Below are 12,474 nucleotides of genomic sequence, written 5' to 3'. Positions count from 1 at the left end.
TTCGTGCCTCGCAATGACGGGCGGAAGTCGGGTGTGCTTATTTACCCACAACTACCCGTTTCATCCCTTCCCTGCCATAAAACACCGGGAAATACATCATTTCGGCTTTAGCCGGGTTTAGCGTGTATTTGCCATCATAACGGGGGATAAGGTTTACGGTGAAAGTATATTTGCCCTGCTTAAGCTTGCGGCAAAATATGCTCACCTTTTCTTTAAAGTATTCCCTGTGAACTTCATTGTTACCCCATGGCTGGTCCTTACTTTCATAGGAGCATCCTGCCGGGATAGGAATCTCTATCATTACAAAATCGGCATCGCCTTTAGCGTTTACTTCGGCTTTTAGTTGTACAACGTCGCCGCCTTTCAGGCTGGTGACTTTTTGTTTTTTCCGCTCAAACCAGGTATCTACGATAAATTCCTTGCTTACCTTTTGGGGAGCGTTATTCCAGAATTTTTGCGAACCGGTGATGTACACGGGCAAGCTGCCGGTTTTGCTAACGCTGATGTTTTCCGGCTTAAAGGTGGCAGAGTAAGGGAAGGTATTGATGGTTTGCGTGGTAGCTCCCTTTATAGTGATGGCCGATGGCTTAACCTGTTTATCAGCAACTAACAAATCGGGCAGGATAGTTTCCAGTATCAGGGCCGATTCATAAGTATTGCGCCATTCGCCATGGCTGCGCTGCTCTAAAAAGTAGCCTTGTATTTTGCGCAGTTGCCCGGGGTGTTTGCCGTCCGCTTTGATGATACGATAGGCCAGTATGCTCAGTTGAACGGAATTATCGAAGAAACGATAACTGTCGTCGCCCCAGTATATGTTGCCAAATAGGGTATGATGTTGTTTGTCAAACAAACTATCCAGCTTAACCGGCAAGCCTGCTTCCTGCTTCACCAGCATCAGCCTGAATTTATCATAACCAGATAAGGGGAATCCGGTTTTCTGTTTTAAGACGTTGTTTTCTCGTTCGATGATATCGATGTATTTTTGATAGTCAATTTTAGCTTCCAGCTTGTGTAACAGTTCCAGGCAGGTAAGTTTATCGGCCCCGTGGTAGCTTTCCAATTGATAAACCAGGTAGTCTGTAAGCTTTTGTTTATCCAGTTGAACCGTATAGCCTTCTTTTTGCGCACCCAACAAAGCCTCTACCGCGTGCAGGCTAATCCAAAGCTCTTCGTCGGTATCTTTCCACCAGCCCCAGGTGCCGTTGGTTTTACGGTTTTCCTGTAGCTTTTTAATGGCCTCCTGTATGTTTTTACCGTATTTAAATTCTTCGCCCATGAATTTTTTGATCCGGCGTTCGGCCAGCAGGCCTTTTAATTTTGAGGCCAGTTGTTCGTTGCACAGGTACTTATAATCGCGCAGTTTACGGGTTTCTTCCGCCAGGGTTGGGAGTACCGACGCCTCGGCCCTGAAAGTCACCGGCCCCATCGCAGGGTCGAATTTTAGATTAACGGTAGTGTCGCCGTTTAAGGCTTCAAATACGCCTTTTGTTTCTTCAACGCCTTGTTTTATAACCGGCACTTTGCGACGCTCGCCATCAAAATAACCGTTATCGCGTTTGATGGTGTATTCAAAATTCAAACTGTCGGTAGCCGAAGCGGTTATGCCCAGGGTATCTATTTTAGAGTTTTTAACCTCCAGGTTGTTCTGTTGCAGCTGTTTGCTATTGTAGGTAAATGTGCGGGTAAGCTTTACAGCAGTTGAATTGTAATTCATCACTTTGCCAATCAGTTTCATCTCGTCGCCGGCTACTGCAAACTGCGGCGCTATAAAATTGGCGCTGACAGGTTTAAACGATTTGATACTGTTTTGGGTAAAGCCGGTTTGCTGCTTATCAGATATACCGATAATAAATGTGCGCCAGTTGGTAATATCATCGGGGAAGGTAGCCATAAAGCTTGCCTTGCCCTGCGCATCGGTATTTAGTTTTGGCTGCCAGTAGGCGTAGTCGGAAAAGTTATTGCGTAGGGTCTGTTCGGTTTCGGCCTGGCCGGCGTTGGTTGCTTTATCTGTCGGTGCGCCTGGCTTTGGTTTAGTCCTGATTACAATTACACCGTTGGCGGCTCGGGCGCCGTAAATGCCGGTAGCTGCAGCATTTTTTAACACACTTATCTCTCCAATACTTTCTTTGTCTATACCATCCATACTCTCTACAATTTCGCCATCTACTACAATTAATGGCTTGGCTGATGAGTTGGTCGACATTCCCCGAATCCGAATAGAAACCCCACCACCTGGTGCGCCGTCTGTTACCACCAGCCCGGCAACCTGGCCTTGCAGGTCAGTTATCGTAGTTACTGATCCGGTTAGGTTTTTTCTTAATGCGGTGCCATAACCAATAACCACTACTTCGTTAAGCGCATTACTTGAAGCCTTCAGGTTAATCCTTACCGTAGTTCCCGGCTGAATGCCAACCTCTTTTTGCTCGTAGCCAATAAAACTGATCAATAATTTACCGCTGGCCGGTACCCTAATCTTAAAGCGGCCGTTCACATCGGTTACAGCACCTGTTGAAGTTCCCTTTACTCTTACGCTAACACCAGGTATCGGCAATTTATCATCAACGCTGGTAATAATACCGGTCATCACGTTACTGAAATTATCGGTGTTTAAATACTTATCGTTAAAAGCCTCTTTTATTTTTAAGGCATCATTTTCAATGGCATAATCTTTATAGTTGTACCCTGCGGTCCTGTTATTGATGATAGTGCCAATTTTGATGCTTACCGAATCTTTAGGATGAATGGGCAAAATATCAAACTTATAATAGTTGGTGCCATAAGGCCTGATATTTACTTTTTCTATCAGGTCATATACATCACCTTTTAACAGAAACATAATGCGGTACTCGCCGGCTGCCAGGCGGTAGATATTGGTGGTACTACCCGGGTAAATTTGTATAAAATCCGGATCGTTATACTTGTACACAATCACGTTTTTTACCAGCAGGCGATGGTTTTTAGGCTGATTAACTTCGAAGCTCAGATTGCCCCCTACGCCGTTTGAAAAATCGTTGCTGAACAGTTGCTGCGTGCTGCTGCGCAGATCGAGGTATTGTTGCCAGATGTCCGTCGCCTCATTTTTGCTGAGCACATGCTGGGTGTAATCCGGTTCGCCTGAATAAGATGATAATACCGGGTTAAACGGATAGGTTGTCGGGATGCTTTTTTGCTTGAGCAGGCCCGGCTCAAATAAATAGTTATAGTTAGGTTCAGTTTCAAACAGGCGGTCTTTTTCCCCGGTTACATTAAGGACGGCAAAGTTATTGGCTAATGGCCCGGTAAGGATGCTGTTCCTGTAATCGGTTAACGGGTTTAGCATAAACAGGCGGTCGTTTTGTTGCAGGAGCGCCATTTTAACGCCAAAGTTGTTGGTAACCGTAATCAGGTATTTATTGATCAGGTCCGATTCATAACTGCTCAGCGTATCAGATACCGGGGTCGAATTTGCCTTGGTTGCATTTACGCTGATAATGAGTTTTTTTGATCGTTCCACCATTACACTATCAACCCAAATGTTTTGATGGCTGGTCCTGAAACGCAGCATGTGCCTGCCCGGCGTTACCGCAAAGCTATAACGTTTCAGTTGCTGGGTTTGATCAAAGTAAACCGGCCTGCCATCGATATAAAGGATATGTACCGGCAAAATATCGCCATCTTTAACCACAAAGGGGGCAACCTGTGTAACTGTATCTGCAATGTTTTCTTCTACCCGGTAAAACTTCCCGGGGTGGGTAAACTGAAAGTAGGTAATGCTGTCCAACCCAATTTCACGGCCCCAGCGGTCCCAGTTCAGCTTCAATGCGCCTTCGCTATCTGTTTTCAGGATATTGAACGGCTTTTTAGGTTTCCGGTAGGCGTATGTTTTGCCCATGTAAGGTACAAAGGGTATTTTATAATCGGTAAATTTGCTGGTCATCGACCATGCCGTCAAATCGGCATTGGCAACGGCTTTGCCCTCGTTATCGGTAACCACAATATCTGTTTTAACCCGCTGGCCCGGATATACTGATACCGGCTGCTTAACGTTGATAGTAAGCAGTTTATCCCGGTAAATGATGTCGGTAGCTTCGGTTTGACTTTCGCCGGCCCAAACATAATGAACCAGGAAATTTACATTGTTTTTATCGCTGTAAGCCTTTGCGTAGGTAAGCTTATCGGCCTGTCCGCCGTCTATAAGTTTTTGCCCCGCGAAAACGGAATACCAGAAATGCAGGTGGCGCTCATTTTCAACTTTAACAAACAGCGAATCGGCGGTGCGGTAGCCCGATACGGAAATTCCGCTTTCACTATCCTTCAAATCAAGATCGCTGTATGCGCTATCTGTCTCAATATTATAACTGTAGGCATTGGGGTTGATGATGGTTTTAGATGGCAGCATTACCTTTACTTTAGATATAGTATCGTTTTGGGCATCCAGGGCGCTGATGATGGCGGTAGCTTGCGTTTCCTTACCGTTATCAAGGTAGGTAGCAATTAAAGTATCGCCGTTTAATTTCGATTCTATGTGGTACCTGCTATCGGTATAGGTCATCTGTTGTGCATCAGACTGGCTTTCATTGTTGCTGTTTAAAAATTCGGAACTGATCTCGTAGCTGATATCAGCTTTAGGGAAAATGGAATCCGGGATCATTAATTTGGTTTCGCCGATGGGATCAAGCGGCATTTTATGCGTCCATAAGGTATCGGGTACAAAAAGTTGCTCCGGTTGAAACCGGTTGGTGCCCCGCGAAAGCAATGTTATGGTAACCCGCCCATCGGCAACAGGTAAATTATTTTCGTCAACGGCCTTTAGGTAAAGTGCCGGCGGGTTGCCTGGCGAATGCGCTGTTTTATCAACCCTGGTACTGAATTTAATTGATTTTAATTCGTATTCCTCGTATTTAAAATCGCCCGTTAAATAAACTTTTCTTTTCGCTAGAAAGGCCCTTTCGTCATCGCCGTCGTATTTGTCCAGATCATATTTAAGGCTCGATGGATCTTCCAGCGAAATGGTATAATCCTCATCAAGTGAAAGTTTCAGGCTATCATTTAAAACAAAGCTGTATTCATAGGCTCCATTACGGTAGCCGTTAACCTTGCCAATAACTTTACCGTCGTTGTCATTTCGTTCCTTTAACCGCACCAGTAATTGGGGGACATTTATCGCTTGTTTTGATTTGCGCCCTAATATATAGGCCTTGAATTTTACGGTATCGTTTGGCTTATATATGGCTTTGTTGAATACTATGAAGCCCATGTGGCTATAGGCCGACGATTGCGGATAATTGTAATGCTTTTTGAATAACCTTTTCACTGCGTACCAGTTTCGCTTAAGCCAGTTGTTTTGCCTGCCGTAGCGACGATATTGGTAAGGTTTCTCCTGCTTAACAGAAAAATAGTTGCTAACCCCGGCATAATCAACCTTTAATACGGTGTCTTTTTTTGATTGATTGGCTACATATAAGCCGTTTTTGGCATCATAGGCTACCATTTTATTATTAAACGTTACAACGGCGTTATTAATAGGGCTGCCTTGTTTATCGGTTAATATAAAGCGCAGGTCATAATTATTACGCATCACCTTTAAATAAGCCGAGCGGTTTTCAATAAGTTTATACCACAATTTGTTTTTTTGTACATACACCTTTAAATAATTACCTGCCGGGAGATTGTTTTTCCAGCTATCGTCGGTTTTGAAGGAGTCAACCGGATTATGCAGTATGTTTTCGTCGGGCTGCCGGCTGGGGTACTTGTAAAACCGGAGTACATCGTCAGGCCCAATTTTATAGATGTAGGTGTAAAAACTGCTTTGCCTGCTTGGGGTAAGCAGCTTTTGCCCTAATACATGTCCCACAATAAAGCACGGAACAATGGTTAGCAATAAAATCTTTTTATAAAGTGATAACATAATGGGTTAAGTTAATTGTTTAATGACGGTCTTAAGCTCAAAGTTGGATGTGTCGGGTCATGAATTTTAGGTATGAAGCGCGTAACGGACTTTTTAAAACTCAAAACTCAGAACTCACCACTCATTACTCCCACATGATGCACATCTATTTACTTTTCCATAAAGAAAGTTCAGTTTATAAAAACTATTTTTGAGCCGTAATCCCGCTTAGTACACCGGATTAGTAGATTTTTAATTTTATGTGGTATAACAATATATTAGAAACCATTGGCCACACGCCGCTGGTTAAGTTAAATAAGGTAACCAAAGACATCCCGGCAACGGTTTTGGCCAAAATAGAAACAACCAACCCCGGCAACTCCATTAAGGACCGTATGGCCCTTAAAATGATTGAGGATGCCGAAAAAAGCGGTAAACTAAAGCCCGGCGGTACCATTATTGAAGGTACATCGGGCAATACCGGCATGGGCCTGGCTATTGCGGCGGTGATAAAAGGCTACAAGTGCATTTTTACCAGTACCGATAAACAATCAAAAGAAAAATTTGATGCCCTGCGCGCCTTTGGTGCCGAGGTAATTGTTTGCCCAACCAATGTTGAGCCGGAAGATCCGCGGTCGTATTACTCGGTATCATCGCGTTTGGAGCGCGAGGTGCCTAATTCCTGGAAGCCCAACCAGTACGATAACCTGAGCAACTCGCAGGCGCACTATGAGCAAACCGGCCCCGAAATTTGGGAGCAAACCGAAGGTAAAATTACACACCTTGTAGTAGGGGTGGGCACCGGCGGAACCATTTCGGGTACAGCCCGCTATTTGAAAGAGAAGAACCCAAACATCCAGGTTTTAGGCATTGATACCTACGGCTCGGTATTTAAAAAATACAAGGAAACCGGTATTATGGATAAAAACGAGATTTATCCATACATCACCGAGGGCATTGGTGAAGACTTTTTGCCGCAAAACGTTGATTTTAGTCTGATAGACCACTTTGAAAAAGTAACCGATAAAGATGCAGCCCTCATGACCCGCGAAATTGCCCGTAAGGAAGGCATCTTCGCCGGCAATTCAACAGGATCGGCAGTGGCCGGTACACTGCAAATGAAAGACAGGTTTAAAGAGGGCGATGTGGTAGTGATCATCTTCCCCGATCATGGTACCCGCTACCTGGGTAAAATGTATAATGACGACTGGCTGCGCGACCGCGGTTTCCTGAAAGACGGCAAACTTACCGCCCGCGACATCATCGGCAAAAAAGATGTACAGGAAATTATCACCATCGACTGTGAAAAATCGGTGCTGGAAGCAATCAACACTATCAAATCGCTCAATATCTCGCAAATCCCTGTCACCCAAAAAGGCATGGTAATAGGTAAGATAACCGAAAGTGATATCCTGAATTCGCTGTTAGAGAACCCGTCTATCAAATCGCAGCCGGTTAAAAATATTACCACCGCACCGTTCCCGTTTGTTGATCTGAATACCTCTATCGACCGCATCTCGGGCATGATCAATAAGGAAAACATTGCCGTACTGGTTGAAAGCGAAGACGGCAAAATTGAGATTATTACGCAGTATGATATTATTAATGCAATATCGGCCTAACCTCCTGAGGTAAAAGGCGAAAGGTAAAAAGATAAAGGTGTTGTGCTGGGGCATGGCACCTTTTTTAGTTTATATTTGGGTATGAAATGTCTGCTTATATGCCTTCTATTCGTTCCCATATTTTCTTTTGCTCAACAAAAGGATAAAGAAGTGACTGAGTTTTGGAGAACAGAAATAAAAAAAGCAGTTACCAATAAAAAAAATCAGCGGGTAGTTGATATGATTATCCCGGATTCTGCCACGGCTGTTGCTGTTGCAGAGCCTATTTTATTTAAAGTTTATGGCAAGGATGAGATATTGGGCGAAAAGCCCTACAACGTTGATTTTGTAGATGGCTACTGGGCTTTGACAGGAACTTTACCTAAAGGATATTTCGGCGGTACATTTGTTATAATTATGGCTGCTAAAGATGGCAGGGTGATAAAATTAGTGCATTATAAGTAGACTCATCAGAGGGCGCTGGCATGTTTTTCGTTTACGTCTTTATTGAACAAATATATCCCATTCCCGCTTCGCTAAATTCAGGTCGTAAAAATTAAAGCCGATGTCGACTGTTACCGGTTTGTCATTTACCATGAACTTATAATATCGACCATCTGTATCTATAGTGAACTCCTTTTTTGTACGGTGTTGGTTAGGGGTTAATTGGAAACGTGTTTCAAATTCTGTGTTGCAAATTTTTCCTTTGGCAATATAACATAATAATAAAAAAGTGTCTGATGTGCTGATGAATAAAGCATCCTTATATCTTTTAGTCCCCCGTTCAAGTTTAGAATAAGAAGTATATTGAAGTGCCGACATTGTTCCTTGTGGAGATACGCGATTCAATTTTATGTTCTGGTGCAGATTGATAAATGGTTTATAAGCCCAAAAAAAGGTAGGTGGCGCAAAATAGCCTTTATCTGTAATTGATTTTATGATTTTACCACTTTTAACAAACGTCACAGCGGCGTGATCCTCTTCTATTTTATTTTCTGGATAATAGCTTTCTTTCAAAGTTTTTATCCCGGCATGTTTAAAATTATCGATAAGTTCACTGTATTGTTGTTGTGGCACAATGCCGGTAAATAGTCCGGTTCCTACATCGTTTTCGTCAAGGTTGTATCTATAAATAATGGTTCTATCTTTATTCAATTCAACATCAATATGACTATATATATCTTTATATACGCCATCGCTTTCAAAATTTATCACAATCTTGTCAAAATCGGGAAGCGCCTCTTTTTTTTCCTGGTAACGCGTTAATCTCAATGTATCGCTATTCCAAGTCATCACCAAGCTGTCAGGTGTTACTTTAAAAATTTGATGATAATCCCATTTACTTGTTGCGGGATCAAAGATAAAAAGACTATCGTGTTGAAATTTATATTGTGAAAAGTTACCGACATTGGTAGGAACATCTTTGCCATTACTTGTATAATATCCCTGTTTATTTTCAAAAGTGTTATCGCCGTTAAAGGCAAAGCCTGCGGCAAACTGCTCTGTATGTGGCATTATCCCCTGCCAATTCCCCAAAAGAAGTTTCTTGTTGGCCGATTGTTTATTACATGCTAAAAGATGGATAAAGACAAGAAACAAGGTAATTATGATGGCCAAGCGGTTCATGATAAGCTATGATTAAGGTATTGTTGAACGCAAACATACGTGCGTTATTATGATATAAGCTCCTTTTTCATTAAACCGCCTTTGTCTCTTGATAATCCCTATTTTAAAGCGTTAACAGCCTCCTGTGTGGTAAGCACAGTCAGTTTCATCCAAACGGGTGTGGCAGGGTTGCCGTTCTTGTCAACAGTTACGGCGGTTAGCTGGTTTATCAATTCAATGCCTTTTACTATTTCGCCAAAAACGGTATAGTGTCCATCAAGAAAAGGCGTTCCGCCAATGGTGCGGTAAGTGTTGCGCCGGGCTTCGGTAAAATAGGTATTGTACTTTTTTTCGATGGCATCCAGCTCGTCGTTGGTCCAGGTGCGGCCATCTACCATGTAAAATTGGGTGGTGTAGGATGATTCGGTTTTGTTGGCATCCCGGCCCATCGCTACTACTCCCCGGCGATGGTACAGGTCGGCCACAAATTCGGGCGCTATCCATTTCATTTCGGGTTTTAAGGTGCGCCCTTTATCATATAACGAATCCGGGTCGCCGCCCTGTATCACAAAACCTTTCAGTATCCGGTTAAAGGTGGTGGCATCAAAATAATGGCTTTTAACCAGTTTAATAAAATTATCGCGGTGCACCGGTGTTTGGTTGTACAGTTTTACAATACACCATCCCTGTGGCGTTTCTATTTTTACATACGTGTTTTTGGGCTGGGCAAATGAACCCAGGCAGAAGCATAACAAAGCGGCAAACAGGATTAGCGATTTTTTCAAGTTGGTAAAGTTTACAGAAACCAATAAGTACGGTTTCCTGCTTACTAATTTAACTAAAAAACTGCGCTTCGTTGGCAATTTATTTTGATGCCTTATACTATAAAATGATCCAGTCTTTCAATAGCGCCTAAGCGGCGGTATGGCGTTAAATGTAAATTGTATTTGGTTATATTTACGCATCGGGCAAAGGGGCCGTTAAGCCCATATAACCGGGAACAGGTGGGAGAGGGCTTGTTCCAAATTATCAAAAAATCAGCCTTAAACTGGTTCAGCTATGAAAAAATATGTGTTGTTTTCTATTATGATTGTCTGCGTAATGTTTTGCTGTTTTAACAGTTTTGCCGCCGGAGTAGATACGCTGGATATACAAAGCCAGGTTATGCAAAAAAACATTAAAGCTGCTGTGGTGCTGCCCCAGTCATACAAAACCACGCAACAAAACTACCCGGTGATTTACCTGCTGCACGGCGGCCAGGGCAATTACCGCGACTGGCTATCAAAAACCGACGATAAGCTGCTGCTGCACAAACTTGCCGACCAGTATAATTTTATCATAGTTACCCCCGATGCCGGGCTAATGAGCTATTATTTTGATAGTCCCCTGGATAAAAGCAGCCAGTACGAAACCTTTATAACCAAAGAACTGGTAGAAAAAATAGACGGCACCTACCGCACTATAAAAGATAGGAAGGGGAGGGTCATCGCCGGCCTGTCTATGGGGGGGCACGGCGCCATGTACCTGTCGGCACGCCACCCCGAATTATACTGCGCCGCCGGCAGCATGAGCGGCGTAATGAACATTAATACCGCCACCTGGAACGTTCCGGCAGAATTTGCCCAATTGCGCAATAAAAATTTCGAACATTTGCTTGGCCCGCCAAAAGATACCGCGAATCCATACCGCGAATATTCTGCCGTGGGGCTGGCCGATAAAATGAAAGTCAACGATGTAAAGCTGATTTTTGATTGCGGGTTTGACGACATCATGATTAAACCCAACCGCGAACTATACCAACTGCTATTAGCCAACGGAACACCCCACGAATATACCGAACGCCCCGGCAAACACGAATGGCCCTACTGGAGCAACGCCGTATCCTACCAGTTCCTTTTCTTTCAAAAAGTAATGAGTAGTATCAAGTAATAAGATTTTTTGAGCGGAGAGTATCGGTTAGTAGTGTTCTTCGGGGTAAGGGGCATTACTATATGATTTTGGTGACCTAATGACTGGCTTGCACAGTTCCCGATTGCTGCGCTCGTGACATAGGTTTATGGCTGGATGTATTACCGCAGCTGTCTTGATACTTGATACTTGATACTTGCGACTTGATACTTTTTTATGCAGCTATCTTGATACCTGATACTCGCTACCTGATACTAGATGATGTCCATCAGCTATTCCGGTGACACTGGTCATTTTCTGCAAAGATGGGCTTACCTAAATTGCCGAAATAAAAACCAGGAGAAGCCATGAATGGAATTATTATATATCAGGGTAAATACGGGGCAACAGAGCAGTATGCGCAATGGCTGGCCGGTGCGCTGCACATGCCATTTTTGAAAGCAGACGAGGTTACGCCCACCATACTTGCCGGTTATGACCTGGTGATTTTGGGTAGTTCTGTTTACGTTGGTAAATTAACCATTGGACGATGGCTGAAACGGAACCCTGACTTACTGGCAGGGAAGAAGCTGTTTTTATTTATTGTGTGCGGCACATCGGCCGAAGATAAGGCGGAGCAGCAAAAGTTGCTGCAGACGAACCTGGAACCCGAGGTTATGAAAACGAAGGGGATATTCTTTCTGCCCGGGCGGTGCGCTGTTTCCAGACTGTCGTGGAAAGATCGCTTTGTTTTAAAAATTGGGGCTATGCTGCAAAAAGATCCCCAAAAGAAAGCTGTTATGAACCATGGGTTTGACCATATGGATAAGAAAAATTTGCGGAGCCTGATTTTGGCGGTAGGCCTGGAATGTGAATTGAAAGGGGCGGCGATGCCTAACGCAAACGGGACGCACTGAAATGTTGGGCAAACTGAACGAGACGCAGATTGAAGCACTGCTTAAAAGGCAGGTAACCGGGCGCATAGCGTGTACAGATGCCGGTGTGCCCTACATTGTGCCGGTGAATTATGTTTACGATGGAAAACAGGTTATTGGGCACAGTACAATGGGTAAAAAGATGGAGATAATGCGCAAGAACCCGCGCGTATGTTTCCAGGTAGATGAGATTAAAACCATTTTTAACTGGCAAAGCGTGATTGCCTGGGGACGGTTTGAAGAGATTACCGATATTACAGAAAAGGAGCAGGCCATGATGGCTATTACCCACCGCTTGATGCCTTTTGCCGAAAAAGCGGCACATCATCCTTCCCACGGTTTAGCAGAAAAAGAAGAGGATATCGGCACCAAACTCGACCTCATTTTATACAAAATTGTGCTGGTTAATAAAACCGGCCGGTTTGAACGAAGTTGACGCGGCTGCAGAGGTTTGGTGTCCCAACAGTCGTCTTCAGATATGTCATGAGCTTTCCTCGAAATAATCGCCTGCGAGGACACAAACGGTGGATGTGGAACATAGGTCTTTGTCCTCACAGACCCCGGATATGGTTTTAGCCTA

8 protein-coding genes are annotated in these 12,474 nt (G+C 43.8%); 5 read left to right on the top strand and 3 right to left on the bottom strand.

Annotated elements, in window-relative coordinates:
- Positions 1-37 precede the first annotated feature (37 nt).
- Positions 38-5,887 carry a carboxypeptidase-like regulatory domain-containing protein gene (locus PQ469_RS19480; protein ID WP_274209180.1) on the bottom strand — a complete coding sequence of 1,950 codons (5,850 nt, stop codon included), beginning with the start codon at positions 5,885-5,887 and terminating at the stop codon, positions 38-40.
- A 239-nt stretch (positions 5,888-6,126) separates the two neighbouring features.
- Between PQ469_RS19480 and PQ469_RS19475 the strand changes: the two genes are divergently transcribed.
- On the top strand, positions 6,127-7,488 hold the full coding sequence (locus tag PQ469_RS19475) for a pyridoxal-phosphate dependent enzyme (protein ID WP_090648493.1): 1,362 nt from the start codon (positions 6,127-6,129) through the stop codon (positions 7,486-7,488).
- A gap of 150 nt (positions 7,489-7,638) precedes the next feature.
- Complete coding sequence (locus tag PQ469_RS19470; RefSeq protein ID WP_274209179.1) at positions 7,639-7,932, top strand: NTF2 fold immunity protein; 294 nt, start codon at positions 7,639-7,641, stop codon at positions 7,930-7,932.
- 39 nt (positions 7,933-7,971) lie between these two features.
- Here the strand turns inward: PQ469_RS19470 and PQ469_RS19465 are convergent, their stop codons facing one another.
- Both PQ469_RS19465 and PQ469_RS19460 read right to left on the bottom strand, forming a co-directional pair.
- The gene (locus PQ469_RS19465; RefSeq protein ID WP_274209178.1) at positions 7,972-9,093 is read right to left on the bottom strand and encodes a DUF6438 domain-containing protein; all 1,122 of its coding nucleotides are present in this window, start codon (positions 9,091-9,093) and stop codon (positions 7,972-7,974) included.
- A gap of 98 nt (positions 9,094-9,191) precedes the next feature.
- On the bottom strand, positions 9,192-9,857 hold the full coding sequence (locus PQ469_RS19460; protein ID WP_274209177.1) for a peptidylprolyl isomerase: 666 nt from the start codon (positions 9,855-9,857) through the stop codon (positions 9,192-9,194).
- A 274-nt stretch (positions 9,858-10,131) separates the two neighbouring features.
- Here PQ469_RS19460 and PQ469_RS19455 point away from each other — a divergent pair, with 274 nt between their 5' ends.
- From PQ469_RS19455 to PQ469_RS19445, 3 genes are all read left to right on the top strand, one after another.
- The gene (locus PQ469_RS19455; protein ID WP_274209176.1) at positions 10,132-11,001 is read left to right on the top strand and encodes an alpha/beta hydrolase; all 870 of its coding nucleotides are present in this window, start codon (positions 10,132-10,134) and stop codon (positions 10,999-11,001) included.
- A gap of 326 nt (positions 11,002-11,327) precedes the next feature.
- Positions 11,328-11,876, top strand: a complete 549-nt coding sequence (locus PQ469_RS19450; protein ID WP_274209175.1) for a flavodoxin domain-containing protein — start codon at positions 11,328-11,330, stop codon at positions 11,874-11,876.
- Position 11,877: 1 nt separating this feature from the next.
- Complete coding sequence (locus PQ469_RS19445; RefSeq protein WP_274209174.1) at positions 11,878-12,330, top strand: pyridoxamine 5'-phosphate oxidase family protein; 453 nt, start codon at positions 11,878-11,880, stop codon at positions 12,328-12,330.
- Positions 12,331-12,474: the final 144 nt, after the last annotated feature.

It is taken from the genome of Mucilaginibacter sp. KACC 22773 (assembly GCF_028736215.1).
Lineage (GTDB): Bacteria > Bacteroidota > Bacteroidia > Sphingobacteriales > Sphingobacteriaceae > Mucilaginibacter.
This window is presented reverse-complemented; position numbering and strand designations above follow the sequence as displayed.

What these genes read in the sequence shown, in the direction of transcription:
- PQ469_RS19480 (WP_274209180.1), bottom strand. Translation starts at nt 5,887, where the DNA reads ATGTTATCACTTTATAAAAAGATTTTATTGCTAACCATTGTTCCGTGC.
- PQ469_RS19475 (WP_090648493.1), top strand. Translation starts at nt 6,127, where the DNA reads ATGTGGTATAACAATATATTAGAAACCATTGGCCACACGCCGCTGGTT.
- PQ469_RS19465 (WP_274209178.1), bottom strand. Translation starts at nt 9,093, where the DNA reads ATGAACCGCTTGGCCATCATAATTACCTTGTTTCTTGTCTTTATCCAT.
- PQ469_RS19455 (WP_274209176.1), top strand. Translation starts at nt 10,132, where the DNA reads ATGAAAAAATATGTGTTGTTTTCTATTATGATTGTCTGCGTAATGTTT.
- PQ469_RS19450 (WP_274209175.1), top strand. Translation starts at nt 11,328, where the DNA reads ATGAATGGAATTATTATATATCAGGGTAAATACGGGGCAACAGAGCAG.
- PQ469_RS19445 (WP_274209174.1), top strand. Translation starts at nt 11,878, where the DNA reads ATGTTGGGCAAACTGAACGAGACGCAGATTGAAGCACTGCTTAAAAGG.